Here is a 26,706-nt window from a genome sequence, read left to right as displayed (position 1 = left end):
GAACTGAATCCAAGTTTAATTCATAATTACATTACTAAACTTAGCATTTACAATGATATTTCCACCTGAAGATTGTCCATCAGGATAATTACGAACTGTCTTCTGTGTTGTCGACTGATTATTATACTTAGATCTGTTACCTTTAAAGTACAGACTATAATTGATGTTTTTTGGCAAGTTTACCAAAGCATCACTATTCTCCAGAACTAAATTTAAATTTTTGAATGTAGATGTAAGATCAGAAATCGTCAAATCACCAAAACTCCCATCAATAATTCCCGTATCTGATAACTGAACTATATTAACATTAGACGATTTTGAATTCAATACCAAATGTGTTGCTTTTGTTATCTGTGCCTTGTCTACAAAATTGAGATTTAGTGTTCCTAAATTCCAATTATTTATAACCACAGGAGAATAAGATACATTGATGGAGGTATCTCCTCCATCAATGTGTTCTGCTACCAAATACGAATGAGATAATTCCCCTTTCATATTATATATTACAGAAGACAGTTTTAACTCACCATGTCTTATGTTGGTCTTAAGTTTAGCCTTTTTTGGAATCTTAATCTTGATGACTTTTTTAACATTACTATTGCTACCAAAATCTGCTCTACTTCTTAACGTAGTTGCTCTTCTGTGAGCCATTTCTTCTTGGCGCTTTGCACGTTCTTCATGTCGCTTTGCTTGCTCTTCTTGGCGTTTTGCCATAGCTTCAGTTCTCTTTTCCATAGCTTTAGCATGCTCTTCCATTTGTTTTCCAAAACGCTCTCCCCAAGCTTCCATCTTTTCAGCCCATTCTTCACCAAATTTCTCACCGAATTCCTCTCCCCATTTCTCCATGTCTTTACCATACTTTTCACCAAACTTTTCTCCCCATTTTTCCATATCCTTAGCCCATTCCCCTTCAAAACTTTTTGCGAATTCTTCTCCCCATTTTTCCATTTTTTCTTGGTAACCCGATTCACTAAATTTTTTAGCCCACGCTTCCATACGTTTTTGAAGTTCTTTACCTCCTTTTTCTTCATACTTTTTGCTCCACTCTGCTAAGTACTTTTCGCCTTCTTCTTGATATCTTTCGTAATCAAAATGAACAGCTTTTATACCACTTGGCAATTCTGGTAACTTTGGCATTTTTGGCATTGCTGGAAATTCGGCCATTTCTGGTAAATCTGGCAACTCAGGTATTTCTGGAATATCAGGAATATTTGCCAATTCAAATTCTAAATCCTTCAAAAGCACAGAGTAATCTCCTTCATTATGCAGGCCAAAACTTCGACCTCCTGATGAGGAAATTACCACTTTATCACTAGAGCCATCTATGGTTAAATTCCAAGCTGCTAATGCTTTTTTTAACTCTTCCTCAGATAATTTTGAACTCTCCAAATACGCTTCTACCTCAACAACATCTTTATTCCAAGTGTCGATTTCTATTTCTACATAACTTGTATTTAAGTCTACAACAACATCTTTATTAACCTTAACGGATTGTGATGTTTTGTTCAACTTTTTCTGTGCATAACCAAATGTGGTTATAAGACACAATACTAAAATTCTAATTTTGTTCATGATTTTTGATTTAACTGTTCGTTTTTTGATTTATGATTGAATTTATGCGTTTACTTGATTATAACTTTCATCATTAAACTCTTGAAGTTTTTCTTTTAATCGCATCACAAGGTTTAATCGGAATTTAAGATTATCTATTAAAGCATCTAAAGTTTCTTCATTTGGTCCATTTTCTGTTAACTCTACGGTTAGCCTGTCATACTCGTCATTCAATTCTTTGAGACGAAGTACATAACCATCAAACAATTCTTTATTTGCTGGAGTTAATTTTACTTTAGACAACTCTAAATTGATACTTGCGAGGTAGTAATCTTCTACTTTCTTAAGATCTGGAGAGACATCTCCTAGACTCTTTATCTCATTAGTCACAACTTTTTCTGGTGTTTTAGGAATTACTGTAGTTGGCTTTTGAAAATATTTGTAAGCTCCAAAACTCAGCCCTAACAGCACCACAACACTTGCCGCAATATTGAAAAACCCAAAACGGTTGGATGATTTTTTATCCTCTGGCAAAGCTTTATCTAGCTTTTGTAAAAAGCGTGCTTCATGTCCTTCAGACATTTTCACGTTCTGATCCTTTGCCTCTTCATTAAATAATTTCCTAAGATCTTGTGCCATTTTTCTGCAATTTTAATTTGTTTAGCAATTTTTGTTTTCCTCGAGATAGTTGTGTTCTAGAGGCTACTTCCGAAATGTTTAATATTTCAGAGATTTCTTTGTGATCATAGCCTTCTATTAAATACAACATCACAACATATCTGTATTTTTCTGGTAATTGCTCTATTTCTTGTTTTACATTTTCTATACTTATACCATCATCAATTGTCCAATCACTTTCATAATCTGTATCTATGACACTGAGATGATGCTCTTCGAGCTCTATCAATCTCTTACGTTTCGATTTTAAAACATCAATACATCGGTTAACAACAATACGTTTTAACCAAGCACCAAAACTAACTTGAGCCTCATACTGATCTAATTTTGAAAATGCCCTTATAAATGCTTCTTGTACAATATCTTCAGCTTCCATGGTATCTTTTACAAACCTAAAAGCAACGACAAGCATACCGTTACAATACTGATTGTACAATTGCATTTGTGCTTGCCTATCATTTTGCTTGCACTTCTCTACAATATGAATTTGAAATGAACTAATTTTGGTTTCGATTTTTGATTGGTTGTACTCGATAAATCGAGATTTAAATTATTGAACCTGATCATTGATTTAAGATATTGCTTTTTTGGAATTCCCATATCTTATTTTAAAATCATTTCACCTTAAAGACGACACAAAATTTTGAGTGTTGCAAAAAATTTCAAAATTTTTCAATTTTATAAGATTTACTTAAAAATCAGCGTTACATTCTATAAATTTAGCTATTTGATTTATATTTAAACTTTCATCAAATTAACGAACTAAACTGTTATAACATTACATGAACACCTTCTTAAAACGTCTTTTAATTATCTTGGCTATAGTAGCCTTAGGATTATTAGTTTATTCTGTATTTGTAGAGAATATTTTTTCTCAGCGTCTGAGTCCTAAAGATTCGGCTAAAATATCCTTGAACGATTTGGATATTAAAGTAGAATACAACCGACCGTCTAAACGTGAGCGTGACATATTTGGTGCTTTAGTACCATATAATGAGGTTTGGCGAACAGGTGCTAATGAGGCCACCACGTTTGAAACCAATAAAGATCTGATGATTGAAGGCATGGTTCTTAGAAAAGGGAAGTATACACTTTGGACGGTTCCTATGGAAGACGCTTGGAAGGTAATGTTTAACTCTAAACAATACGAATGGGGAGTTAACGAGAAAATGGAGCCAATGTGGGATCCTAATTATGATGCTATGGAAATTGAAGTTCCTTCTGAAGACTTAGATACCGTAGTTGAAAAATTCACTATTGCTTTCGATAATACTACAGGCAATTTAAAACTCACCATGGCTTGGGACGATACATTAATTGAAATTCCAATTTCTATTTACGAAGCAACTAAATCCTAAGAAAACCTTTGCAAGGTGGCTAAAAAAGAAGACACATATAAATCTGCTTTGCACGAACAGGATGGTGTGGAATCTCCCGATATCCTCAACAGTAACTCAGCAAAAAACATCAAGGCTAAAAGACGAAAACAGCCTTCGGCTGATGAGTTAGTTAAAGGTATTACCAAAGGAAATATTACGGATCTTAGCAGAGCCATTACACTTGTAGAAAGTACCAATCTAGAACACACTAAAAAAGCACACAATATTATAACGGCTTGCCTGCCTTTTGCCAATAACTCTATAAGGATTGGCATTACAGGTGTGCCTGGCGTGGGTAAAAGTACTTTTATTGAAGCTTTAGGAAGTTACCTTACAGGTAAAGGAAAAAAAGTCGCTGTTTTAGCAGTTGACCCAAGTAGTACTTTAAGCAGAGGAAGTATTCTTGGAGATAAAACCCGAATGGAAGATTTGGTAAAAGACAAAAATGCTTTTATTCGTCCTTCTCCTTCTGGAAACTCACTTGGAGGTGTTGCTAGAAAAACTAGAGAAACCATAATTCTTTGTGAAGCTGCTGGTTTTGACACTATAATTATTGAAACCGTTGGTGTTGGCCAAAGTGAAACTGCCGTACACAGTATGGTTGATTTCTTCTTACTGTTGAAGTTAGCTGGTGCTGGCGATGAATTACAAGGTATAAAACGCGGTATTATAGAAATGGCTGATGCTATTGTTATCAATAAAGCAGATGGAGATAACCTTAAAGCAGCTAAATCTGCAAAAGTAGAATTTAATAGAGCTTTGCATTTGTATCCTGAAAAAGAATCGGGTTGGTCGCCTAAAGTATCACTTTGTAGTGCTTTAAAAAAAGAAGGTATTTCTGATGTTTGGGATATTGTTGAAAGCTATATCGAAACTACAACCTCTAATAGTTATTTTGAACACAGACGTAATGACCAGAATAAGTTTTGGTTACTACAAACCATTGAAGAACGTTTAAAATCTGATTTTTATAATTCTCCTAAAATCAAGTCTGAATTAAAGGCTCAAATAGAATTGATTGAAGCAGGAAAAACTACTCCTTTTGCAGCAGCGGATTATTTGCTTGGACTTTCAAATTGAGACTGATTCGCTTTAGATATGAAGTCTTTCGCTGTGAAATAAAAAAACAATACTTTTGTGCTGACTAAGCTAATTATCGCATGACCTATAAGTTTACAATAGTTGTTCCTGTTTACAATGAAGAAGACAATCTAGAACGTGTAGAAAAGGAACTTTCTAACTATCTAAATATTGCTATTGTTCCTACTTCAATTTTATTTGTAAATGATGGCTCTAAAGACAAAAGTCAGACATTGATTGAAGCTATTTGTAATCGTAATGATGCTTTTGAATATATTTCATTTAAAGAAAATAGAGGTTTAAGCGCAGCTATAAAAGCTGGTTTTGATCATGTTGATAGCGAACTAGTCGGTTACATTGATTCTGATTTACAAACCTCACCAGAAGATTTTAATCTGCTCTTAAAGCATATTGACTCCCATGAATTAGTTACGGGAGTTAGAGCTGACAGAAAAGATTCTTTTGTAAAAAATATGTCGTCTAAAATTGCCAATGGCATACGACGTGCTTTTACGCATGATGGTATGGACGACACAGGTTGTCCTTTAAAAGTTATCAAAGCGGATTATGCGAAACGTATTCCTATGTTTAGAGGTTTGCATCGTTTTCTTCCTGCAATGATTTTATTACAAAATGGACGTATTACCCAAATTCCTGTAAGACACTTTCCAAGAATTGCTGGTACTGCGAATTTTGGAGTTTGGAATAGACTTTTAGGACCTCTTATGGATTGTTTTGCTTACCTATGGATGAAGAAAAAGTATATCAATTACGAAGTAGAGAAATCTAGTAAATAACTATTGTAATTTGAAAGATTGGATTATTTACAGCATCGGATTTTTAGCTCAGATTTTATTTTCGTCTCGGCTGATTATTCAATGGATTACTTCAGAGCGCCAACGCAAAGTTATTACACCAACTACCTTTTGGATTCTTAGCCTAATAGCCTCATTTTTATTATTTATTTATGGCTATCTACGCTTAGATTTTTCCATTATGCTCGGTCAGAGTTTAACATATTTTATTTACATAAGGAATCTACAGTTGCAAGGTCAATGGCAGAAATTTCCGAAGTTGATTCAATATTTATTATTCTTCGTCCCAATTCTTATTGTTATTTTTTATTACAACAACAATCAGATAGATATGGAATTGCTCTTCAAAAATGAAGAGATTCCGACATGGTTATTAGTTCTTGGTGTTTTTGCACAAGTGATTTTTACTTTACGTTTTATTTATCAATGGGTTCACTCCGAACGACAAAAAGAATCATCGCTCCCCTTGGGTTTTTGGGTTTTGAGTTTGGTTGGTGCGTCTTTAATTTTAACCTATGCTATTATTAGAAGAGATCCCGTTCTGTTTTTTGGTCATTTCTTCGGAATGATTATTTATGCTAGAAATGCTTATTTAATTCGAAAAACCAATGATTAAATACATAGAAAAATATCCAATACCTAGTTTGATCTTCTTTGTAATTATCATGCTTGGTTTTACAATTGATGCCATTCCTGTGAGTATTATGGAAGCTCGAAATTTTATTTCAGCAAGAGAAATGCTTACTGACGATAACTGGATTTTAACTACTATGAATGGCGAAGCTAGATATGAAAAACCACCTTTACCAACTTGGATCACAGCTTTTTTTGGATATATTTTTGGCATAACCTCAGTTCTCGCTTTACGTTGGCCTGCTCTACTCTTTCTTGCGAGTATTGGTGTTTCTGTGTATCTATTGTCTAAAAAACTTGAACTTTCTAAAACACACAGCCTAATTAATGGTTTTATTGCTTTAACTTCATTTTATGCTATTGGTATTACCATTGAAGCTCCTTGGGATATTTACACCCATGGCTTTATGATTATGGCCTTGTACCAATTATTCATACTATTCAAAGAACAAAAAACTTCCATCGTTAGAAGCTTACTTTTTGTTCTATTTTTGGCTGGTTCTGTATTGTCGAAAGGACCTGTATCACTTTATGTTTTGTTTTTACCATTTGTTATTTCCTATGGTATTGCATTTAGATTTAAAGGCAATGTGCTTCACTTTTTAAAGCTGTTTAGCCTTCTTGTTTTTGGAATTGTTTTAGGTGGTTGGTGGTATTTTCATGTACGGGTTGCCGATCCTGAAACTTTTGCTAGAATTGCAACTAGAGAAACTTCAAATTGGGGAAGCTATAATGTAAGACCGTTTTATTATTACTGGAGCTTTTTTGTACAAAGTGGTTTGTGGACCATTCCTGCTTTTATAAGTTTATTGTATCCGTATTTGAAATCTAGAGTTTCTGATTTAAAGGCTTATAAATTTAGTTTCTTCTGGACGATTTTGGCTGTTATTTTATTGTCTATCATCCCAGAAAAAAAATCAAGGTATTTAATGCCAGTTTTAATTCCTCTGGCGATTAATATTGGTTTTTATATTGACTATTTAATTCGTGAGTTTAAAAATTTAAAAGACAAAAAGGAAACCTTTCCTGTGTATTTTCAATTTGGACTTATTGCTACAGTAGCGAGCGTATTTTGGATTATAGGTTTCTTTTCTTCTGATGTACTTCATGGTATAGCCTTAGTGAGATTCATTATTACAGGTATATTGCTATTTGGCATTGGCTTATTGCTATTTAAAAATCTAAGGTCTAAAAATGTAAAGTCTCTGTTCTACCTTTCCATAGCTTTCATGCTAACAGTCGGTTTTGTTGCGCTTCCTATTGCTAAAGTCCACACACAAGCTAATTACAAATCCGTTTCAGATTTGAAATCAAATGATACACCTTTATACGGATTAGGTTATGTTGCTCCTGAGGTCATTTACGATTATGGAGATAAAATTCCTGATATTAGAACAGAAGAAGGATTCACCTTACCTTTTGAAAACACCTTTTTTCTACTAACTGACGAGCCAAAACCTGAAGCTTTTGAAGAACTTTCAGATTATTATACTATTGAATTTGTTGAAACTTACGACCTCAACACTCCTGAAGAAGGAGGAAAAGGTTATAAAAAACGTTTAGTCAATCAACTTTATAAATTAAGTAGAAAGTAGGTTTAAATGCCTTTATCTTTTTCTTTAAGCGTAAATCTAGATTGTAAGTATTTATCTAATCTGTAGAATCCGTAACCAGAAATCGCTCCGAAAGTCCAGCCACAAAGTACATCTAAAGGATAATGCACTCCAATGTAGATTCGGCTGTAGCCCATAAGAAGTGCCCAAATGACTAACGCATAAACCATCCATTTGTACTTATCACGCAGTGTCATTCCTATTAATATAGCAAGTGCCATTGAATTACTTGAATGTCCTGAAAAGAAACCAAAACGTCCACCACAACCATCTTTAACAACACGCATCACTTCTTTGATGCCTTCTTGATGACATGGTCTAAAACGTTCAAAACCATGTTTGAAAAGATTGGTAATTTGATCTGTAAAAGACACCATCAAAACCGTTGTTAAAATAGTTAAAAGCACCATTTTAGTTCCTAAACGTCTGTACAATAAATACAGAAGGATAGCATAAAGTGGAATCCAATGTAGCTTGGCTGTATAAGCCATCCAAAAAGCATCCCAATACACATTTCCAAGTCCATTTAGGTATAAAAATAGCTCTTGATCGAGCTCTATCAATCTTTCAATCATGTAAGTTTGTTTAACTATTCATCATATCTGGCAATTTCTCTATCGTAGAAATCCGTTGCCTGTTGAATATAATTTTCCATTTCGGTTTCAAGCTCTTTTTGATCATGCTGATCAAATTCTTCAAACCACTCTACCTCATCATTTTCTAAATTAATGATAAATCGAGGGAATTCAGTATGAATGATGAAAATAGCATCAGGATAATCGGTGTTATCGCCAAGTATGAATTTTGGTAGTTCCATTCGTTTAATTTGAAGTTCGAAGCAAGACGCTTGAAGTTTTTATTAAGATTACAAAAATACAAATTTGCTTAGACCTGACGAACACAATCGTAAAACCTAAGATTTTACAATTAACTTTTTGGTCAAAACATGAAATCTTATGAATAATAGTACTGCTGCGGAACTCAATCCTGCTAACAAACCAATCCATATACCTAAACTGCCATACGCTTCTTCTTTTCCTAAGAAATAACTAATAGGAAAACCAATCACCCAATAGGCTATAAAAGTGATTATAGTTGGCACTTTAACGTCTTGAAGTCCACGAAGTGCACCTAAAACTATAACCTGTAAGCTATCCGTAATTTGAAATACTGCCGCAGCCAATAATAAAGTGGCTGCAATTTTCACTACTTCAGCGGTATCTACTGCGTTTGTAGGATCATCTAAATCGACATACAGTTTTGGTAAAAACTCGTGAAATACCACAAAAAACAAGGCAAAAACAATGGCAAAAATGGTACCTACCAAAAATATAGATTCGGCAATGCGTTTTAAATTCACGTAATCTTTTAAGCCTTTTTGGTTACCAACTCTAATCATTGCCGCTACACTAAGTCCCATAGCCACCATAAAAGTCATGGATGCTAAGTTTAACGCAATTTGATTAGCCGCTTGAGCATTCTTTCCAAGTGTACCGCTTAGCCATATGGCAGCAGTAAACACTGCAACCTCAAAAAACATCTGCATGGCACTTGGCAAACCTAAATTGATTAGCTTTCTAATAGGTTGCTTACTAAGTTGAAAGATTTTTATATTGGTTACATAGGCACTCGACTTGTCGCGTTTTGCCAGTAACCACCATAAGAAAGCGACCATAGCAATACGTGAGACTAAAGTCCCAACTGCTGCACCAACAATACCCATTTGAGGAAAACCAAACTTCCCGAAGATGAGTACATAGTTTATGGCGACATTGATAACGTTGGCTAAAATAGTAGCATACATTGGGTATTTGGTTAACGACAGTCCATCACTAAACTGTTTAAACGCTTGAAATATGATAAGTGGCACCAACGAAAAAGCCACCAAGTCTAAATATGGTAAAGCTAACTCTACTACTTCTTCAGGTTGGTCCATGATGTGCATTAAAGGCTTAGCAAATAATAACATTATGAACAACAACAAACCTAAAACCGTGCACAGAAATAAACCGTGTTTAAAGACTAGTTTTCCTTTTTTAAAGTTCTTTTCTGTGTCGGCTTCTGCAACTAATGGAGTTATGGCCGTTGAAAACCCAATACCTAGCGACATAGCTATAAAGATAAAGCTATTACCTAGAGACACTGCAGCCAACTCTGCTGCACCTAATTGCCCAACCATAACATTGTCTATAAAACTGACAAAAGTATGCCCAAGCATACCTAAAATCACTGGTGACGCTAGTCTAAGGTTGTATCTGAATTCTTTTGTGTAGTTGCTCAATACCATTTTGCAAAAGTAGTTCTTTAGGCTTTAGAACTGAATGTCATTTTCAATAAAACTTATCAATAATTTGGTTCAAAAAATAAAGGTGTAAGAAAAATCCATAGCTTACCCGAATATGACCCGCTTTAGACCCGACTTAGATACGGATAAGACCCGAAGGAGCTTACTATTTAAATATGGTTAATTTTTAATATGTTTTGATATGTTTTCGGGATTAATGTAGTTATGCTCAATGAAAGTTATGAGTAGCTTTCTCCTCTCACTAAGCTCAGTGCGACCATCAAATTATATTAATTCGTCCTTAGATTTATTGGATACGTTTGGCTTGTGTGGTAAATGATAAACCTTGTGAGCCTACTGTTGAGGACATTACAGCTTCAAAAAGCGGTTCTGGACAGTTTTGTGGTATTTGCCAATCGAAAAGGAAGTTAGAACCTGTTCCTCCTGAAATATCACCTTCATCAATTACAATTTCCAAGGTTTCCATTGGCGATACGTACACTGGCTGATCGAAATAGGTTTTTATAAGTTCGCCATGTGTATCGTAGTAATCGGCTTTTAGTAAATAAATGGTATCTTTTTTACTCGTATTTCTAAGGCTTACCATAGCTGTTAGATTATAACGTTTGTGCTGGGACAAACTATAGATCTGCGAGTAGATGGATAAATAAGACTCACCTGTTTCTAATGAATCTGTTGGAGATACTTTAGCGACTCGGTTTTTCCAGTTGACTTTTTTGAGTTCGTCTTGCTTGTTTTCATTTTCACAAGACACACATACCAAAACTAACCATACCAAAACGAAAATCTTTTTCATAGTCTAACGGGTTTAAAGTCCATTATTACAAAAATAGCGGATTGGATTTAGTTTTTAGAAATAATTTCAAAATAATGAAATTTGTGGTTGTTCTTATTTATCTTACAACGAAAGCCTTGTATGTCACTTAAAGTATCACGGATCAAATCCGTTAAAGCACTAAACTTGCTTAACCGTAAAGTATTCTTCTTACTTCAAGTAAGCTCTCTTTATCATCCAGAAGAATAACTAAAGTATCATTGGCTTCAATGATTGTTGCGCCGCCTGGTCTCACATACTTATTGTTTCGTTTTATCATAACGATGAACGCTGTACTCGGGAAATGTAAGTCTACAATTCGTTTATTTACAGCATCGCTATGTTCTGAAATCGTCATTTCTTCCATTGCGGATTTTGGAAGGTTTAATATATAGCGGTCGCTCTCTGTAACTTTCTTTATCTCTTCTGGTAAAGCTACATGTAACCATTTTGAAAATAATGACAATGTTGTTCCTTGAATTAAAACAGAGGTTACCGAAATAAAGAATACAATGTTGAAAATTACATTGGCTTTATCAATTCCTGCCAACAAAGGATAAGTAGCAAATACAATTGGTACTGCACCACGCAAGCCTACCCAAGAAATATAAAAACGTCTTCTAAGTTTCATCTTAAAAAACAATAGACTTACAAATACACTTACAGGTCTAGCAACTAGAATTAAAAATATTGAAATGAGCAATCCGATGCCCATATATGGAATCATTTGAGATGGAAATACCAATAAACCTAACGTAAGGAACAATACTATTTGCATGAGCCATGCAATACCATCAAACATTTTTAGAATGGTTCCTTTATGGATTAAATCCTGATTTCCTAAATACACTGCACAAATATAGATAGCCAAAAATCCGTTACCACCTACAAAATCCGTTGCTGAAAATGTGATAAACATTAAGGCTATTACCAAAACAGGATAGAGTCCTTCAAAACCTAATTGTATATTGTTAATGACAATCTTACTTAGTTTACCAAAACCAAAACCTGCAATAGCACCTAAAATCATTTGCTGAAAAAACATTGGTACTATAGACACCAAGCTTTGATCTTGATTGATTACCAAGGTTAAAAATGCTAAAGTTAGTACATAAGCCATGGGATCGTTACTACCACTTTCGAGCTCTAGAGTTGGTCTTAGATTGTTCTTTAGTGCAATATTTTTTGATCGTAAGATTGAAAATACCGCAGCCGCATCAGTTGAAGAGACAATAGATCCTAAGAGCATACTCTCGTAAATGGTGAAATCTGTGATGTAAAATACAAAAGTACCTAAGGTAATTGCTGTTAAAAACACACCAAGCGTGGATAATGCAAAACCTTGTTTAAGCACTGGTTTTACCGCATCCCAATTGGTATCTAATCCACCCGAAAACAATATAAAATTGAGTGATACAATACCTATGAGCTGTGCCAATTTAGGATCATCGAACTGAATACCACCAATACCATCTGACCCAGCCAACATACCAATTGTTAGGAATAAGAGTAAGGTTGGCACTCCAAACCTATAGGATGTCTTACCCACCACAATACTTATAAAAAGTAATATTGAGCCTACTAAAAGTATATTTTCGGTGGTTAAGTTCATAAGTCTTTATCTCGTTTAAGACAAGACAAATGTAGTGCATTTACAATTGTTGCAATGTGTTGATACCTTAAAAGAATTATAAAATATAATACTGTATTTAAAGTAAAGTTCTTAGCTGTTATTTTACCCTTTTCTATCTTTTATAGTTAAAATCATAGCGATGATAATAAGCACACTAGATGTTATGGATGTCCAAAAGGTTTTGTCTAACTTTTCTAAAGTAATAATATTGATAAGAATTAGAATAACACTGACTATAATTAGAATTACTGGTAAGTTTTTTTTCATGGATTACTAATATTAAAAGCTATTGTTTTTCATAATAGACTTGGTTTCCTTTATCAATTGTAAACTCTTCACTAAGTTTTAGTTTAGGCAATTTAAAAACTTTATCATTTACTGAGTGTTCATCTATTTTATTTAGCGTCATTGTAATTGTCATCATATTAGGTATGATTTTTACAATTTTTAAAGGTAATGCATTAGATAATTTCAAAAATTCAGACCACATGTCGTATTTATGATTACTATATAATTCTGGATCCATTTTCAAATATTCTGAATTAAAATAATATTCATATGTACCCATTTCCCATTCCACAACTACTTTAGAACATTTTATATTCATAACCATGTCTTCAGTATCCTCAACCGTTATTTTTGGACTTATTCCTCTCGTCTCAGTTTGCAAATCTATACCTGCTTTTATAGCTGTAACCAAATCAGATTTTCTATCTATTGTTAAAATTTCATTTCTTTCTGGGTTATATACAACTTTAGTTTTACTATTAGACTGACTCACTAAATAGTTATTATCCTTATAAGTTATCTCCATTTCTTCAAAAAACTGTCCGGTTTCTATTAATTTCTCTTTTGTCATACCAAATTGTTCAGAAAACTTCTCTGCTATCTCAACATCGTTTAGGTAAGTAAGTGTTCCTTCAAAATTTTGACTAAAACTTAAAAAAGGAATTAAAATAGCTAAAGCTAATAAGGTTATATTTTTCATTAATTAAAATAAATATTAGTCGTATCAATAATGGTTTCTTCTATAACCATATGTTCAAAACTCCTTTCATCCCAGAACTTATGTTCCGTAAAAATATCTTTCACCCTAATTGCTTTAGGCTTTTTAGTATAATTATTAATGGTGAATGTAAAATAAAAAAAGCAATCGCATTCACATATTGGGTACTCTCCGTTTTGATTTGGTCTATCAAACTCAACTATTAAAGTGTCATTAACTTCTTCTATATCTTTAAAAACAGCTTGATCCCAACAACAATTTACTATATAACCGAATTTAACAAATAAGTCACTTTTACTTTTAGTTGTTGAAACACCAATTGAGTCTATTCCGCAATTCGTTCTACATTCAGAAACTTTGAAGTTTTCAATTCTTTGATTTAACGGTTTTATATTCTGCTTTTTACACGAGACTACAAAAATTGCAATAAATAATATTACGAGTATATTCTTCAATTTATTCAAAAGTTTAGTAACCTAAATATTATTGGGTTTTGATAAATATGTATTTTCAGTTCCCATTGAATATTTTAACGCTTTTGCATTAACCACAAACCTTGATTTGTCACTTATAGTTTTAACCCAAGCTAAGGCACTTCCAGACTTATGCCCTACCACACACGTTAATAACATATAATCATTATTACCAGGCACCTCAGCTAACATATACTCATAGAAATTATCCTCTTTCTTAGTAAAATTTAGTCCTATTTCGTATTGACGAAACCTTGTTCCTTTGTAAAACTCTTTGTCATTATCTATATCCTTTAAAGGTATTATTTCATCAACTATTCCCATTTATTGATTTTTTTTCCTTTTTACTATATCAATGGCTTAAAACCTCCATAAACCATTCTACTAGCATCAAAAATTAATCGTTTTGGATTAATTAATGGTGCTACTAAATCTGCCATCCTAGGGTCTTCTGGTACATTTTTATTTGCCAAATCTCGTACATCTTTTGATGGAAACACTACCCAACCAAATATTACAACCTCATCGTCTTTTGTTTGTAGAGTTTCGGTAAAAGATTTTACACCTTCTAAAGTTAATTCATCTCCAATATATTCAAAATAAGCTAAGGCACCATGCGCTTTCCAAATCTCTGCGACTTGCTGTGCAATGACTTTATAGTCTTCTATATACTGTTTTGGTATTGGAAAAACAAAGCCGTCTATGTAGTTTGCTTGACTGTTTTGGATGTTAGGCATTTTATGATTGATGGTTTTGATTATCTGTTACAAAAGAGAAATTATAGATTTCTATATCACGTACTAATTTATTCATTTTGAAATAAGTTAATTGTATAATCTAAGAGTTCTTTACCACCATACTTTCCATGTCCCGGAACAATAATTTTTACGTTAGGATATTCTAAGCTAACTTTTTCTACAGTATTAGACCATTCGCTGAGATTTGCATCACCTAAATATCCTTTTTTGGCATTAATTCCTTTCATCAAACATCCACCAAACAGAATACTCTTATATGGATAATAGCCAACTATATTATCCTTTGTATGCCCTTCTCCAAAATATTTTACAATAACTTCTTTATCACCAATTTTGAAAACAAGAGTATCTTTAAACCCATTTTGAGGAACCTCATAATTTTTTTCTTTAGCAAATTTTATAGTCTTATAATATGAATATGAAGGAATTTGATACTTATGAAAAATCTTCAATCCTCCCAAACAATCGTCATGAAAATGTGTAGGAATGATCGCTGTAATTTTTGAGTGAAGTGTTTGGTCAATCCATTTTATTAGTTCTTCTGAACTATCATTATCTATTGGAGTATCAAAGATTATTGTTTCTTTTTTATTACCTATTACTAAGCCATTACATGGAACTTTACCATAATTTTTAGATCTCAAAAAAGATGTGTGAAGAAAAACATTTTCAGAAACTTGAACAATAATCAAATTTTCGGATTCATAAATTGTTTTAGATGTGAGCTCATTATTTTTATGAGAACTACAACTTGATATAACTATTGAAATTAAAATTATCAATAGTGTTTTTATTTTCTTTTTCATTTTAATAATATTTTAATAGCTGATGTTTAGCTATTAATTTTTATAAAAACACTTGATTCTTAATAAGATTAGCTTATAACCTTTTTATTTTCTTTCTTCATAATCTCTTACTGTCATTCTTATTTCCTCTGGACTCATCTGATTACCGCAATAACGACAAATTTCAGCTTCAAGTTTAATTGATTCTTTACATTTGTTACATTGTTTTCTTGGGTCAATTCCGTATCTCAAAATTAAGTATGCAATCCAACCTGTCATTGGGTGTATGCCAAAAAGCATCCAAAGTTTAGAAACTTTTTTAATCCTTGCCCATTTTAAGCCAAACCAAATTGGGATAATCCAAAGGAAGGTTATTATTAGTATAACAATTACTAAACTAGTTAAGCCACTAAATGTGTTTTCCATAAAACTTTTAATTTACTTATAGAGTGTTCATTTACTCATCATCCAATTTATCAAGTCTTTTTTATCTACAATAGACCAACTATGAGGATGTCGTTCTCCACTTGCCCTATATCCTTTGTTTTTTGTAGCAATATACTCAACATTCTTGTAGCCTTTATCATTCAAACTTTTGGATAATTCTTTGATGTAAAATGCATTTGTTTGATCATAATCTGCCATGCGGTTTTCTTTCCACCAAAGCGTATCTGGTTCTGTATAAAGTCTGATTTTTGTTGATTTTAATTTTCTTAAATTGGAGGTGTTATCAGTTTTTAATGTAAATACAGATTTGTCTTCATAATTTTTAATATCACCCTTAGGGTTTCCTAAACTATCTCCCAAAGTTGCTATTAACCATTTGCTTTCTTCAACTGATGTTTGTGAAAAATTTCGTTTTATATTTTTTTCTGAAGACTGATATAAGGCAACTAAATCTATTGGTGAATCTACTATAAAGACTCCTTTGGGGTCGATGTAGAACTGTTTCCTACTGACTATAAAGTCACTTATTAAAAGGCTTACAACTCCTCCGCTTGAGAAGCCACCAATATAGATATTATCGGTTGGTAATTGATTTTGTACAATTATGTTTTGTAAACTTTTTGCTAGTTGGTACTTTTCACTTTCCTCAAGCCACAACTTTTGATTAAAATTAGATAGTATTACAGCAATACCGTTTTGTCTTGTAGTATCTAATATTTTAAATTCTCTCTTAATATCTTCTGCGACTTCAGGGTAACCACCAAATAAAATTAAAACAGCTTTAATTTCCTCCTGTGGTATATAAAGTTCGTAATCTTCCTTTATGATTTTGGTAAACTCTGAATTATCAGAAATTACTGGTTCTTTTTTTTCTTCACTTTGTCTACAGGAAATAAACGTGCAAAGAATTAGGACAAATATTATTGATGCTCTTTTCATTAATTAGCCTACTAAAACTGTAACACTTGACTTTTTGCCTCTTCAAATTCTGTCATCATATTCTCTACAATTTCAGCAACAGGTTTTATATCATGAATTAAGCCAGCTATTTGTCCGATTTCGAGTTCACCATCTTCTAAATCTCCTTCAAACATACCACGCTTGGCTCTCGCTCTGCCTAAAAGTTCCTTGAGTTGCTCAGGTGTGGGAGCGGTTTTATATAGCTCTTGTACCTCATTAAAAAACTTATTTTTTATAAGTCTTACAGGTGCTAGTTCTTTTAGTGTAAGTTGTGTATCTCCTTCTTTAGCATCAACCACGACTTGTTTAAAAGCTTGATGTGCTGAAGATTCTTCACTCGCTACAAATCGGCTACCAACTTGTACTCCATCTGCACCCAAAACCATACATGCTAACATGGCCTTACCTGTAGCAATTCCACCAGCCGCAATCAATGGAATTTGCAAGTACTCCTTTACCATAGGAATAAGCGTTAGTGTTGTGGTTTCATCTCGTCCATTGTGGCCACCTGCTTCAAAACCTTCAGCAACTACTGCATCAACGCCTGCCTCTTGTGCTTTAAGAGCGAATTTCAAACTACTTACTACATGCACTACTGTAATTCCTTTGTCTTGTAACCATTTGGTCCAAGTTTTTGGGTTTCCGGCAGAAGTAAAAACTATTTTCACATCTTCTTCAACAATAATGTTCATGATTTCTTCAATGTTTGGATATAACATTGGCACATTTACACCAAAAGGGTGATCTGTTGCGGCTTTACATTTTTGAATATGTTCGCGTAGCACATCTGGATACATGGAACCTGCTCCGATAAGCCCTAATATACCTGAGTTACTTGCAGCTGAGGCGAGTCTCCAACCGCTGTTCCATATCATTCCTGCTTGTACAATTGGATATTTTATATTGAAGAGTTCTGTGATTCTGTTTGTCATCTTTAGTTTTATTTAGAGTATGAAGATATTAATATTCTTAAATAAGTGCACCTTATTTAAGGTATAATATATCAAACTCCACTATCTAAGGACAAGTTCTTCGATAAGCTCAATTCGACGCTAAAAGTTTTATTTAAGAATGAATAAACTTATAAGTTTTTGAGTGATTTCCTGTAGAAATTTTCAAAAGATAAATTCCTGATGACAAACTAGAAACATCAATGGTGTTGGATTCTGAAGTTAAGTCTGTTTGCAATACTTTTTGACCTAATTGATTATAGATTTTGAGCTCTACTTCTGTAAATTGTGTTGATATTTCAACATGTAAGTTTGTTTGCACTGGATTAGGATAAAAGCGAAAATCTTCCAATACAGATTCTTCCAAACTCAACGTTCTTGCTAATGCTAAATCAGGAATACCATAACCTAAAAAGTTATCTGGAGAGGTATATTGCGATGCCGATTGCCTTACATATTCCATTACTTCAGTTGGTGATGCCTCAGGTATAGCTTGCCATAACGAGGCAATACCACCACAAGCAATTGGCCCACTAAAGGATGTACCATTATTTTGAACAATATTATCATTCTCACTAATGACGTATGCAGCTCCTCCACGAGCTACTACATCTGGTTTTTGATAGCCAACTTGTGCACTGCTACCTTGTGAACTGAAGGCTACATAATTTTCAGCAGCATCTACAGCACCTATTGATAAAACATCTGGTGAATCTGCTGGAGCTCCTACCGTTTGCCAAGATGTCGCACCTGAATTACCAGCACTCACTACGACTAAAATACCTTTTTCCACAGCGATTGATGCTCCACGTGTGATAAAAGCTGTATTTCCGTCCATTTCAGAAGGTGTATAATCGTAATTTGAATTATCAAAAACCGTATATCCTAAAGAAGTATTTATCATATCTACTCCCAAACTATCAGCGCGTTCGGCAGCTTCTACCCAATACATTTCTTCAACTGGCATTTCACTTGTAACATCTTCTGTGATGAATAAATAATAAGAAGCATCTGGTGCCGTCCCAACATATTGATCTTGAACGAATCCTGCCATGGTACTCAAAACTTTTGTTCCATGGGAACTCGATGTATTAGCATACACATCAGGATTACGATTTATGAAGTCGTATCCATCCAATAAATCGTTGTTATCTCTTAAACGTTGAAAACCTGACATAGTATTCACATTCGGAAAACCTGCGTCCATTACAGCAATAGTAATACCTTCACCTGTATAATTATCCAAGTGCAAATCGTCAGCATTGATCATCTCTACCTGATTTTGAGTATCACCATAATTAAAAACTACGGTTTCGTCTTCAATATTAGTTTTATCTTGGACCGTAAAGGGACGGGACGCTGTGTCTAAACTATTATCTGCAAAATCTATACTATCTACATAAGGGAGATTAAGTAAGTCGCTAATGCTTTGCACATCGTTTCCTCTTACATAAACCGCATTAAACCATTTTGACTTCGCTAAAACCAAAATACCTGGCTGTGTTTTTAAATCGGTTATGTAGGGTTCGTGAACTGGTACATCTCGTGAGTCAATGACCACACCATGATTTTGTTTTCGGTCTATTGCCTTTTGAGTTAATATTGATAATGGATTTGCTAAAGCTGCAGACTCATTTGGTTTATCCGTAAAATATACCCAAGCATCTTCTTGTGCTTGCATATTTATGGTAAAAAGAAACACACAAAATAGAAGTAAATTTTTAACCATAGCTTTTCTTTTATTGCAATTTACGGATTTGTGATAATATACTTAAAAATCATAAAATAATGATTCCTTCCTTATCACAAAGGACATTAAGATATTACCCCTGAACCCAATAATTCATCATTATTATACCAAGCAACAAACTGACCTTCGGTAATAGCAGACTGTTTGTTTTCAAATTCCACATACAAGCCTGATGGCACTTTATGAAGTATAGCCTTTTCTAAAGGTTGACGGTAACGAATTCTTGCCATAACATTCATTATTTCTCCTTCATTGAGAGCTAGATCTTCACGAATCCAATGCAATTCATCATTACTGACAAAAAGTACATTTCGTAGTAAACCTGGATGATTTTTCCCTTGACCTGTGTAGATTATATTATCTTCTACATCTGTTTCTATGACAAACAGAGGTTCTTTTGTACCACCAACTGCCAAACCTTTACGCTGACCTTTAGTAAAATAATGTGCTCCTTGATGTTTACCTACAACTTTTCCGTCAGTTAAGCTATAGACCGGTTTTTGAGCCAAGAATTGCAATTCGTTTTCTTTAGTCTCAAAATTAGGAACGCTTTTATTGTAGACATCTAAAGATTCTTCAACCTCAACAATAACACCTTCTTTAGGCTTTAATTGTTGTTGTAAGAATTCTGGAAGACGCACCTTACCTATAAAACATAAGCCTTGAGAATCTTTCTTTTCAGCTGTAATTAAATCTTGTGCTTTTGCAATTTCTCTAACTTCAGGTTTCGTTAATTCTCCTATAGGGAACAAAGCTTTTGCTAATTGTTCTTGAGATAATTGACATAAAAAATAGGACTGATCTTTATTGTTATCTACACCTGACAAAAGCTGATGGATTTCTTTTCCGTCTTTTTCAATAGTAGCTTTACGACAATAGTGACCTGTAGCGACATAATCGGCCCCAAGTTCCATGGCAATGTCCATAAAGACATCGAATTTTATTTCACGATTACACAATACATCAGGATTTGGTGTGCGTCCTTTTTCGTATTCATTGAACATATAATCTACAATACGTTCTTTATATTGAACACTTAAATCTACGGTTTGAAATGGAATACCTAATTTGTCGGCTACCAACATGGCATCATTACTATCTTCTAACCAAGGACATTCATCTGAAATAGTCACAGAATCATCATGCCAGTTTTTCATAAACAAGCCAATAACTTCATAGCCTTGCTCTTTTAATAAGTAAGCTGCAACGCTAGAATCTACACCACCTGAAAGTCCTACTATAACTCGTTTCATATTAATTGACCTGATTATTTTTACGCTTATATACTCATCTAAATTGAACTAGTTAAAAGATGAGCAATACCTTTGTCTGAAAAACTTCGGCAAAATTACAAAATAAAAAAAGCAATCTCAGAAAGATTGCTATACCTAAATGCTATTTAATTCATAGCCTAAAACTATTGTTTAATACGCCGAACCGTTTCATTTGTATGGTCTATTTCCTTGATGAGTTCTCCGTCTTCATAATACTTCCAAATACCATGTTTTTTATTCTTGACGTATTCTCCTTCTGAAGCAACTTTTCCAGAACCATCATAATTAATAGTTTTCCCTTCTAGTTTGTCATCTTTATAATGAGATACTTTTATTAAGGTACTATCTTCAGAAAACCATTTAGCTTCACCATGAAGCAGTCCGTTTTTATAAAAAGCTTTCTCTGCCATTTGTCCATTTTTATAAAACACGTTTCTCTCACCTTCCAATTTTCCTTCATCATTGAAATTTTCAACAATCATTTTGGCATCAGCATCTTTATGGTAATACACCCATTGCCCAATAAACCTTTTGCCATTCATCTTCCCTTTACTAATGATTTTCTTTGTAGATGCATAAAAGGTAACATCAGCTAGACTATCTTTTTTGTTGAATACTCTAATAGCGCTCAACACACTTTTACCTTCTGATAAGGTGTAGTATTTAAAGGTGTCTACTTCTTTTCCATGAACAAACTGGCCTTCGTAACGTTTTTGATCTGTCTGATAGTAGTTCTTTGTCCATATACCGTGACGTTTTCCGTTTTTATCGAATTGATTTACTGGTTTTTGAGCAAAAACAGTTGTTAAAATTATTGTAAAAAGGAGGGTACAAAACCCTTTTTGTTTAATCATTTTGTAATTTAGTTAAACAAACTTAAAGTTTGCAATGATGAACAATTAATTTTAAAAACTCAAAAAAATGAAAATTATTTCAAAAACTCTCAAATTATTACCAGTATTTCTGCTGGTTTTAGGTTTAACTTCTTGTAGCGATGATGATGATAATAATGGTAATCCTGTACAATCCACTACTGTTGTTGACGTCGCATTGGCTAATAATCTCACATCCTTAGCTGCAGCTTTAGAAGCTACGGATTTAGTAACAACCTTACAGGGTTCAGGACCATTTACAGTATTTGCTCCAACTAATGACGCTTTTTCTACATTTTTAACTTCTGCCAATATCGATTTAAATAATCTTACTACCGATGAAGAAGCCTTAGTTAGAAATGTATTATTAAATCATGTCATTATTGGTGAAAGCTTAAGCTCAACAGATTTAGTCAATGCTGGCTCAGGATACACTAATACAGCTGCAGTAGGTCCAAATTTAGAAAATCTAAGTCTTTATTTCAATACGACAAATGGTGTGATGGTTAATGGTATATCTACAGTATCAGATGCTGATAATACCGCAACAAATGGAACTGTTCATATCGTAGATACTGTTATTGATTTACCAACTATTGGTACTTTTGCAACTTCTAATGACGCATTATCAATACTAGTTGATGCAATTATGTATGCTGATTCTGGAACTCCAACAGTTCCATATCTGGCAACTGTTACAGATTCTGAAGCAGGACCATTTACTGTTTTTGCACCAACTAACACCGCATTTGCTAATTTGTTAACGGAATTGGAAATTTCTGCACTTACTGATTTAGATACTGATACTGTAGACTCCGTACTATTACACCATATAGTAAGTGCTAATGTTCAATCTAATGAATTAAGTACAGGAACAGTAAGTACTCTTGGTGGAGACATTAGTGCAGACACAAGTGATTTTACATTAACTGATGGTAATGGAAGAGAAAGTAATATTGTAACAACTCTTGTAGATATCCAAGGTATTAATGGTGTTGTACATGTAATTGATACTGTAATATTACCAACTTCAAACTAAAAGTAAGAGGTCAAACCTCATTTTTATATTGATTGATTAAGTTAGTAAAAAACCCAAGCGATATGCTTGGGTTTTTGATTTGTAATCTATTTATATTCTGAATCTAGTTCAGTTAAAATATCAATTTATTTCTTTTTACGACTTTGATTTTGACGTTGTTGTTGCTCAGCTTGCTCCATCATTTCCTTCATCTTTCTTTGGAAACGATTCTCTTTCTTAGGCTTACTCTTTTTCACCTCTATTTTAGCTAGAACTTTCTCTTCGTCAATGATGTAGTTTTTGATGACTAACATAATTCCAATACTAATTAAGTTAGAAATAAAATAATACAAACTTAAACCAGAAGCATAGTTGTTAAAGAAAATGAGCATTAATAATGGTGAGAAGTAAATCATGTACTTCATCATCTTGCTCATATCTGGCATACCTTCTTGTGGCGCAGCTTGCATAGCAGTTTGTTGTCCTGTTGTCATCTTCATGTAGAAGAAAATAGCTATAGCTGCTAAAATTGGGAACAAACTTACGTGATCACCATAAAATGGAATGTTGAAAGGTAAATCTATTACCGAATCATATGAACTTAAATCATCTGCCCACAAGAAGCTTTTTTGACGTAATGCGAAAGCCGTAGGGAAGAACATAAACAAAGCATAGAATACAGGAATTTGCATTAAACCAGGCAAACATCCACTAAGAGGACTTGCACCAGCTTTACTTTGCAATGCCATAGTTTCTTGTTGTGCTTTTAATTTGTTGTCTTTATACTTTTCTCTGATCGCCTCTAACTCTGGCTTAAGAATTTTCATCTTCGCTTGAGATAAGAACTGCTTATATTGCACAAATGATAGCATAATTTTCACCAATACAGTCATTACAATAATTGCAATACCGTAAGGTAAGAAACCACTCAAGAAATTAAATAAAGGAATAAACAAAGCCTTGTTTATCCATCCAAAAATCCCCCAACCAAAAGGAATACTTTTTTCTAAGTCCTTATCATAAGCCTTAAGCGTTTTACTTTCTGTTGGTCCGTAATACAAGCCTAAATTTCTATTGATTTCACCTCCATTGTACGCTAATGGAATTTTAGAGGTGTAAAGCTTCGTATACATTGTATCAACTTCTTCATCCTCAACTAAATCTTTAGAGGTGATCGATACTTTTTTGAATGGTCCATTATCTGTAACCATAATAGAGCTAAAGAAATGCTGTCTGTAAGATAACCATTCTACATCTTCAATAGTTTCTTCATCATCACTAGCTTGAGACAGTTTATCTACTCTATCACCATCATACATGTACGTTAGACGCGTATAACGATTTTCGTAAGTGATGCTTTTTGCATGACGAATTCCTTTCTGTTTCCAATCTAAATCTATTGGTTGTGATGTATTGAAAACACCATTTAAGCCTTGAGATTTAATAGAGAAATCTATCATATAATCGTTAGGTTTTAACTCATAACGATATTCTAAGAAAGCTGTTTCCGAAACTTTCAACTTCATAGAAACAACCGTGTTTTCGCCACTTTTTGTTACCGAAGGTTGAAAAGGAAAGTCTTGTGTATTTAATGTTCTATTATCTGAAGTACCAAAAGTAATATTGAAAAGACTGTTGTCGTCTTTTACCAAATAGATGGGCACCGAATCATAATCTACAAACTTCTTAAGTTTCACCTGAGATAATTGTCCACCTTTATTATTGAACTTTAATTCAAAAACTTCAGTTTCTACCGTAGTTTGATCTTCGGAAGCAGAAGGCAAAGTTAATGCATAAGCAAAATCTCCAACTTTATTTTTAAGATCTACAAGTTGTGTTGAGTCTAATTGTTTCGCGTTAGAATAATCTGCAGCTGTGGTTACGAGCGTTTCATTTTGCTTGCTTTGTTTTTTCTCAGCTTCAACTTGCTCTGCTTTTTTCTGCTCTGCAATCTCTTCTTCGGTTGGTTGGTTTTGGTATAAATACCAAATCATTATTCCAAAAATGAGGATAAAACCTATTATGGAGTTGATGTCTAATTTCTTTTCTTCCATCTATTTCTCAGTTTTAGACCTGCCAGATTTTTAAATCTAACAGGTCTTTGTAGTATTTTTGTTGGATATTCAAATGTGTATCCAAAACTATATTTTACGCCAAAGTGGCATATTATTTTTTATTCTTAAACTTTAATGCAGCTTTTACAAAAGCAACAAACAATGGATGCGGATTTGCTACCGTACTTTTATATTCTGGATGGTATTGCACACCAACAAACCAATTATGGCTTGGAATTTCGATAATTTCCACCAATCCAGTTTCAGGATTAAAACCTGTAGCTTTCATTCCTGCAGCTTCGATTTGAGATTTATAAGCTTCATTAAACTCAAAACGATGTCTATGTCTTTCTTTTATGGACTCAGTACCATAAACCTTATAGGCAATACTGTCCTTTACAATGTTACAATCCCATGCTCCCAAACGCATTGTACCTCCTTTATCTACAACATCTTTTTGAGACTCCATTAAGTTTATCACTGGGTTTGATGTCGCTTCATCCATCTCAATAGAGTTGGCATCCTTAAGACCTAATACGTTTCTAGAATATTCAATCACTGCCATTTGCATACCCAAACAAATGCCTAAAAATGGAATATTGTTTTCACGTACGTATCTTACAGCATCGATTTTACCCTCAATACCACGTTCACCAAATCCTGGTGCGACTAAAACACCATCAAGATGACCAAGTTTGAATTCTATATTGTCTTCATTAAGATATTCTGAATGAATTGGCTCTACATTAACCTTTACTTCATTTTCGGCACCTGCGTGAATAAAAGCTTCTAGTATAGATTTGTAAGAATCTTGAAGCTCTACATATTTACCAATTAAACCAATAGTAACTTCACTCTTAGGGTTTTTATGTCTGTCTAAAAATTCGTTCCAGCGTTTTAAATCTGGCACATCACTTTTTAAAGCTAATTTTTCTAAAACGACCTTATCTAAGCCTTCTTCAAGCATTAAGTTAGGCACATCATATATCGTTGAAGCATCAATAGACTGAATTACAGCTTCCTTTTTTACGTTACAAAAACGCGCTAGCTTTATTTTTAATCCATCATGCAATTCGTGCTCTGTTCTACATACCAAGATATCTGCATGTACACCACTTTCCATCAACGTTTTTACACTGTGCTGTGTTGGTTTGGTTTTTAATTCACCTGCTGCTGATAAAAATGGAATCAACGTTAAGTGAATTACCAAAGCATTATTTTCACCCAAATCCCACTGTAGTTGACGTACAGCTTCAATATATGGTAAGGATTCAATATCACCAACAGTACCTCCTATTTCTGTAATGACGATATCATAATCTCCCGAATTACCTAAAATTTGGATTCTATGTTTTATTTCGTCTGTAATGTGAGGAATAACCTGAACCGTTTTACCCAGAAACTCACCTCTTCGTTCTTTATCGATAACACTTTGATAAATTCTACCAGTTGTTACGTTATTAGCCTGAGAAGTCGGTACATTTAAAAAACGTTCATAATGCCCTAAATCTAAATCGGTTTCTGCTCCATCATCCGTAACATAACATTCGCCATGTTCGTAAGGATTTAGAGTTCCTGGATCGATATTAATATATGGGTCTAATTTCTGAATAGTAGTTCTGTAACCTTGAGCCTGCAAGAGTTTAGCTAAAGAGGCTGCTATGATTCCTTTTCCTAGAGAAGAAGAAACTCCGCCAGTTACAAAAATATACTTAGGGTCTGTGGTCATTGTTGCGCTGTTAAACGCAGGCAAATTTACAATAAAAAATCGCTTAAGTACAAGTATAACAATAGCAATCTTAAAGAAAGGTGTTGCATTTTTTTATTTTATTGATAATAAAATCATTACAACAAACTT

At 33.6% G+C, this 26,706-nt stretch carries 28 protein-coding genes; 6 read left to right on the top strand and 22 right to left on the bottom strand.

Features of this window, described 5'->3' with window-relative positions; all coding sequences use genetic code 11:
• Positions 1 to 15 precede the first annotated feature (15 nt).
• The 3 genes from AC2H4K_RS13460 to AC2H4K_RS13450 are packed head-to-tail and all read right to left on the bottom strand — an operon-like array spanning position 16 to position 2,731.
• Positions 16 to 1,572 carry a hypothetical protein gene (locus AC2H4K_RS13460; protein ID WP_281140036.1) on the bottom strand — a complete coding sequence of 519 codons (1,557 nt, stop codon included), beginning with the start codon at positions 1,570 to 1,572 and terminating at the stop codon, positions 16 to 18.
• A gap of 42 nt (positions 1,573 to 1,614) precedes the next feature.
• Positions 1,615 to 2,190: a hypothetical protein gene (locus AC2H4K_RS13455; RefSeq protein ID WP_281140037.1), complete on the bottom strand. Its 576-nt coding sequence runs from the start codon at positions 2,188 to 2,190 to the stop codon at positions 1,615 to 1,617.
• On the bottom strand, positions 2,174 to 2,731 hold the full coding sequence (locus AC2H4K_RS13450; RefSeq protein ID WP_281140281.1) for an RNA polymerase sigma factor: 558 nt from the start codon (positions 2,729 to 2,731) through the stop codon (positions 2,174 to 2,176). Before AC2H4K_RS13450 ends, AC2H4K_RS13455 begins: the two co-directional genes overlap by 17 nt.
• Before the next feature lie 280 nt (positions 2,732 to 3,011).
• Between AC2H4K_RS13450 and AC2H4K_RS13445 the strand changes: the two genes are divergently transcribed.
• The 5 genes from AC2H4K_RS13445 (at position 3,012) to AC2H4K_RS13425 (ending at position 7,731) form a co-directional block, all read left to right on the top strand.
• Entirely contained in the window at positions 3,012 to 3,587 is a 576-nt protein-coding gene (locus tag AC2H4K_RS13445; protein ID WP_281140038.1) for a DUF2911 domain-containing protein, read from the top strand.
• A gap of 15 nt (positions 3,588 to 3,602) precedes the next feature.
• A complete protein-coding gene (gene meaB, locus AC2H4K_RS13440) occupies positions 3,603 to 4,688 on the top strand; it encodes a methylmalonyl Co-A mutase-associated GTPase MeaB (RefSeq protein WP_281140039.1) in 1,086 nt (361 codons plus the stop codon).
• A gap of 80 nt (positions 4,689 to 4,768) precedes the next feature.
• The gene (locus AC2H4K_RS13435; protein ID WP_281140040.1) at positions 4,769 to 5,485 is read left to right on the top strand and encodes a glycosyltransferase; all 717 of its coding nucleotides are present in this window, start codon (positions 4,769 to 4,771) and stop codon (positions 5,483 to 5,485) included.
• A 10-nt stretch (positions 5,486 to 5,495) separates the two neighbouring features.
• Positions 5,496 to 6,119: a lipid-A-disaccharide synthase N-terminal domain-containing protein gene (locus AC2H4K_RS13430; protein WP_281140041.1), complete on the top strand. Its 624-nt coding sequence runs from the start codon at positions 5,496 to 5,498 to the stop codon at positions 6,117 to 6,119.
• A complete protein-coding gene (locus AC2H4K_RS13425) occupies positions 6,112 to 7,731 on the top strand; it encodes an ArnT family glycosyltransferase (RefSeq protein ID WP_281140042.1) in 1,620 nt (539 codons plus the stop codon). The genes AC2H4K_RS13430 and AC2H4K_RS13425 overlap by 8 nt, the downstream gene beginning before the upstream one ends.
• 2 nt (positions 7,732 to 7,733) lie before the next feature.
• Here the strand turns inward: AC2H4K_RS13425 and AC2H4K_RS13420 are convergent, their stop codons facing one another.
• The 17 genes from AC2H4K_RS13420 to AC2H4K_RS13340 form a co-directional block, all read right to left on the bottom strand.
• The gene (locus AC2H4K_RS13420) at positions 7,734 to 8,324 is read right to left on the bottom strand and encodes a phosphatase PAP2 family protein (protein WP_281140043.1); all 591 of its coding nucleotides are present in this window, start codon (positions 8,322 to 8,324) and stop codon (positions 7,734 to 7,736) included.
• Between the two features lie 14 nt (positions 8,325 to 8,338).
• Positions 8,339 to 8,566 (bottom strand): DUF8828 family protein, encoded by a 228-nt coding sequence (locus AC2H4K_RS13415; RefSeq protein WP_281140044.1) that lies wholly within the window; start codon positions 8,564 to 8,566, stop codon positions 8,339 to 8,341.
• 96 nt (positions 8,567 to 8,662) lie between these two features.
• Positions 8,663 to 10,036, bottom strand: a complete 1,374-nt coding sequence (locus tag AC2H4K_RS13410; protein ID WP_281140045.1) for an MATE family efflux transporter — start codon at positions 10,034 to 10,036, stop codon at positions 8,663 to 8,665.
• Between the two features lie 304 nt (positions 10,037 to 10,340).
• Positions 10,341 to 10,850: a DUF3124 domain-containing protein gene (locus AC2H4K_RS13405; RefSeq protein WP_281140046.1), complete on the bottom strand. Its 510-nt coding sequence runs from the start codon at positions 10,848 to 10,850 to the stop codon at positions 10,341 to 10,343.
• 169 nt (positions 10,851 to 11,019) lie between these two features.
• Complete coding sequence (locus tag AC2H4K_RS13400; protein WP_281140047.1) at positions 11,020 to 12,480, bottom strand: potassium/proton antiporter; 1,461 nt, start codon at positions 12,478 to 12,480, stop codon at positions 11,020 to 11,022.
• 123 nt (positions 12,481 to 12,603) lie between these two features.
• A complete protein-coding gene (locus AC2H4K_RS13395) occupies positions 12,604 to 12,768 on the bottom strand; it encodes a hypothetical protein (protein ID WP_281140048.1) in 165 nt (54 codons plus the stop codon).
• Positions 12,769 to 12,787: 19 nt separating this feature from the next.
• Positions 12,788 to 13,489: a hypothetical protein gene (locus AC2H4K_RS13390; RefSeq protein WP_281140049.1), complete on the bottom strand. Its 702-nt coding sequence runs from the start codon at positions 13,487 to 13,489 to the stop codon at positions 12,788 to 12,790.
• A complete protein-coding gene (locus AC2H4K_RS13385) occupies positions 13,489 to 13,962 on the bottom strand; it encodes a hypothetical protein (RefSeq protein ID WP_281140050.1) in 474 nt (157 codons plus the stop codon). Before AC2H4K_RS13385 ends, AC2H4K_RS13390 begins: the two co-directional genes overlap by 1 nt.
• A 21-nt stretch (positions 13,963 to 13,983) precedes the next feature.
• Positions 13,984 to 14,304 (bottom strand): hypothetical protein, encoded by a 321-nt coding sequence (locus AC2H4K_RS13380; protein ID WP_281140051.1) that lies wholly within the window; start codon positions 14,302 to 14,304, stop codon positions 13,984 to 13,986.
• 23 nt (positions 14,305 to 14,327) lie between these two features.
• Positions 14,328 to 14,717 carry a DUF1428 domain-containing protein gene (locus AC2H4K_RS13375; RefSeq protein ID WP_281140052.1) on the bottom strand — a complete coding sequence of 130 codons (390 nt, stop codon included), beginning with the start codon at positions 14,715 to 14,717 and terminating at the stop codon, positions 14,328 to 14,330.
• Positions 14,718 to 14,785: 68 nt separating this feature from the next.
• A complete protein-coding gene (gene bla / locus AC2H4K_RS13370; protein WP_281140053.1) occupies positions 14,786 to 15,544 on the bottom strand; it encodes a subclass B1 metallo-beta-lactamase in 759 nt (252 codons plus the stop codon).
• A gap of 84 nt (positions 15,545 to 15,628) precedes the next feature.
• Entirely contained in the window at positions 15,629 to 15,949 is a 321-nt protein-coding gene (locus AC2H4K_RS13365; protein ID WP_281140054.1) for a hypothetical protein, read from the bottom strand.
• Between the two features lie 27 nt (positions 15,950 to 15,976).
• On the bottom strand, positions 15,977 to 16,909 hold the full coding sequence (locus AC2H4K_RS13360; protein ID WP_281140055.1) for a hypothetical protein: 933 nt from the start codon (positions 16,907 to 16,909) through the stop codon (positions 15,977 to 15,979).
• An 11-nt stretch (positions 16,910 to 16,920) separates the two neighbouring features.
• Positions 16,921 to 17,862, bottom strand: coding sequence for an NAD(P)H-dependent flavin oxidoreductase (locus tag AC2H4K_RS13355; RefSeq protein WP_281140056.1), 942 nt, complete (start codon positions 17,860 to 17,862; stop codon positions 16,921 to 16,923).
• A gap of 133 nt (positions 17,863 to 17,995) precedes the next feature.
• Positions 17,996 to 19,609 carry a S8 family serine peptidase gene (locus tag AC2H4K_RS13350; RefSeq protein WP_493742475.1) on the bottom strand — a complete coding sequence of 538 codons (1,614 nt, stop codon included), beginning with the start codon at positions 19,607 to 19,609 and terminating at the stop codon, positions 17,996 to 17,998.
• An 86-nt stretch (positions 19,610 to 19,695) separates the two neighbouring features.
• Positions 19,696 to 20,883, bottom strand: coding sequence for a tRNA 2-thiouridine(34) synthase MnmA (gene mnmA, locus AC2H4K_RS13345; protein ID WP_493742474.1), 1,188 nt, complete (start codon positions 20,881 to 20,883; stop codon positions 19,696 to 19,698).
• Positions 20,884 to 21,047: 164 nt separating this feature from the next.
• Positions 21,048 to 21,758 (bottom strand): toxin-antitoxin system YwqK family antitoxin, encoded by a 711-nt coding sequence (locus tag AC2H4K_RS13340; RefSeq protein ID WP_281140058.1) that lies wholly within the window; start codon positions 21,756 to 21,758, stop codon positions 21,048 to 21,050.
• 67 nt (positions 21,759 to 21,825) lie between these two features.
• Between AC2H4K_RS13340 and AC2H4K_RS13335 the strand changes: the two genes are divergently transcribed.
• The gene (locus AC2H4K_RS13335) at positions 21,826 to 22,815 is read left to right on the top strand and encodes a fasciclin domain-containing protein (RefSeq protein ID WP_493742473.1); all 990 of its coding nucleotides are present in this window, start codon (positions 21,826 to 21,828) and stop codon (positions 22,813 to 22,815) included.
• Positions 22,816 to 22,940: 125 nt separating this feature from the next.
• Here the strand turns inward: AC2H4K_RS13335 and yidC are convergent, their stop codons facing one another.
• Both yidC and pyrG read right to left on the bottom strand, forming a co-directional pair.
• Complete coding sequence (gene yidC, locus AC2H4K_RS13330) at positions 22,941 to 24,848, bottom strand: membrane protein insertase YidC (protein ID WP_281140060.1); 1,908 nt, start codon at positions 24,846 to 24,848, stop codon at positions 22,941 to 22,943.
• Positions 24,849 to 24,960: 112 nt separating this feature from the next.
• Entirely contained in the window at positions 24,961 to 26,577 is a 1,617-nt protein-coding gene (gene pyrG / locus AC2H4K_RS13325) for a CTP synthase (RefSeq protein WP_281140061.1), read from the bottom strand.
• Positions 26,578 to 26,706 lie beyond the last annotated feature (129 nt).

The organism is Winogradskyella sp. 266wxhm, from assembly GCF_058964685.1.
Note: the sequence above shows the minus strand (reverse complement) of the source record. Positions and strands in the feature narration are given on the sequence as shown.

Bases quoted from the DNA above. Each gene is read 5' to 3' on its own strand.
- AC2H4K_RS13460 (WP_281140036.1), bottom strand. From the start codon at position 1,572: ATGAACAAAATTAGAATTTTAGTATTGTGTCTTATAACCACATTTGGT.
- AC2H4K_RS13455 (WP_281140037.1), bottom strand. From the start codon at position 2,190: ATGGCACAAGATCTTAGGAAATTATTTAATGAAGAGGCAAAGGATCAG.
- AC2H4K_RS13445 (WP_281140038.1), top strand. From the start codon at position 3,012: ATGAACACCTTCTTAAAACGTCTTTTAATTATCTTGGCTATAGTAGCC.
- AC2H4K_RS13435 (WP_281140040.1), top strand. From the start codon at position 4,769: ATGACCTATAAGTTTACAATAGTTGTTCCTGTTTACAATGAAGAAGAC.
- AC2H4K_RS13425 (WP_281140042.1), top strand. From the start codon at position 6,112: ATGATTAAATACATAGAAAAATATCCAATACCTAGTTTGATCTTCTTT.
- AC2H4K_RS13420 (WP_281140043.1), bottom strand. From the start codon at position 8,324: ATGATTGAAAGATTGATAGAGCTCGATCAAGAGCTATTTTTATACCTA.
- AC2H4K_RS13415 (WP_281140044.1), bottom strand. From the start codon at position 8,566: ATGGAACTACCAAAATTCATACTTGGCGATAACACCGATTATCCTGAT.
- AC2H4K_RS13410 (WP_281140045.1), bottom strand. From the start codon at position 10,036: ATGGTATTGAGCAACTACACAAAAGAATTCAGATACAACCTTAGACTA.
- AC2H4K_RS13405 (WP_281140046.1), bottom strand. From the start codon at position 10,850: ATGAAAAAGATTTTCGTTTTGGTATGGTTAGTTTTGGTATGTGTGTCT.
- AC2H4K_RS13400 (WP_281140047.1), bottom strand. From the start codon at position 12,480: ATGAACTTAACCACCGAAAATATACTTTTAGTAGGCTCAATATTACTT.
- AC2H4K_RS13395 (WP_281140048.1), bottom strand. From the start codon at position 12,768: ATGAAAAAAAACTTACCAGTAATTCTAATTATAGTCAGTGTTATTCTA.
- AC2H4K_RS13390 (WP_281140049.1), bottom strand. From the start codon at position 13,489: ATGAAAAATATAACCTTATTAGCTTTAGCTATTTTAATTCCTTTTTTA.
- AC2H4K_RS13380 (WP_281140051.1), bottom strand. From the start codon at position 14,304: ATGGGAATAGTTGATGAAATAATACCTTTAAAGGATATAGATAATGAC.
- AC2H4K_RS13375 (WP_281140052.1), bottom strand. From the start codon at position 14,717: ATGCCTAACATCCAAAACAGTCAAGCAAACTACATAGACGGCTTTGTT.
- bla (WP_281140053.1), bottom strand. From the start codon at position 15,544: ATGAAAAAGAAAATAAAAACACTATTGATAATTTTAATTTCAATAGTT.
- AC2H4K_RS13365 (WP_281140054.1), bottom strand. From the start codon at position 15,949: ATGGAAAACACATTTAGTGGCTTAACTAGTTTAGTAATTGTTATACTA.
- AC2H4K_RS13360 (WP_281140055.1), bottom strand. From the start codon at position 16,909: ATGAAAAGAGCATCAATAATATTTGTCCTAATTCTTTGCACGTTTATT.
- AC2H4K_RS13355 (WP_281140056.1), bottom strand. From the start codon at position 17,862: ATGACAAACAGAATCACAGAACTCTTCAATATAAAATATCCAATTGTA.
- AC2H4K_RS13350 (WP_493742475.1), bottom strand. From the start codon at position 19,609: ATGGTTAAAAATTTACTTCTATTTTGTGTGTTTCTTTTTACCATAAAT.
- mnmA (WP_493742474.1), bottom strand. From the start codon at position 20,883: ATGAAACGAGTTATAGTAGGACTTTCAGGTGGTGTAGATTCTAGCGTT.
- AC2H4K_RS13340 (WP_281140058.1), bottom strand. From the start codon at position 21,758: ATGATTAAACAAAAAGGGTTTTGTACCCTCCTTTTTACAATAATTTTA.
- AC2H4K_RS13335 (WP_493742473.1), top strand. From the start codon at position 21,826: ATGAAAATTATTTCAAAAACTCTCAAATTATTACCAGTATTTCTGCTG.
- yidC (WP_281140060.1), bottom strand. From the start codon at position 24,848: ATGGAAGAAAAGAAATTAGACATCAACTCCATAATAGGTTTTATCCTC.
- pyrG (WP_281140061.1), bottom strand. From the start codon at position 26,577: ATGACCACAGACCCTAAGTATATTTTTGTAACTGGCGGAGTTTCTTCT.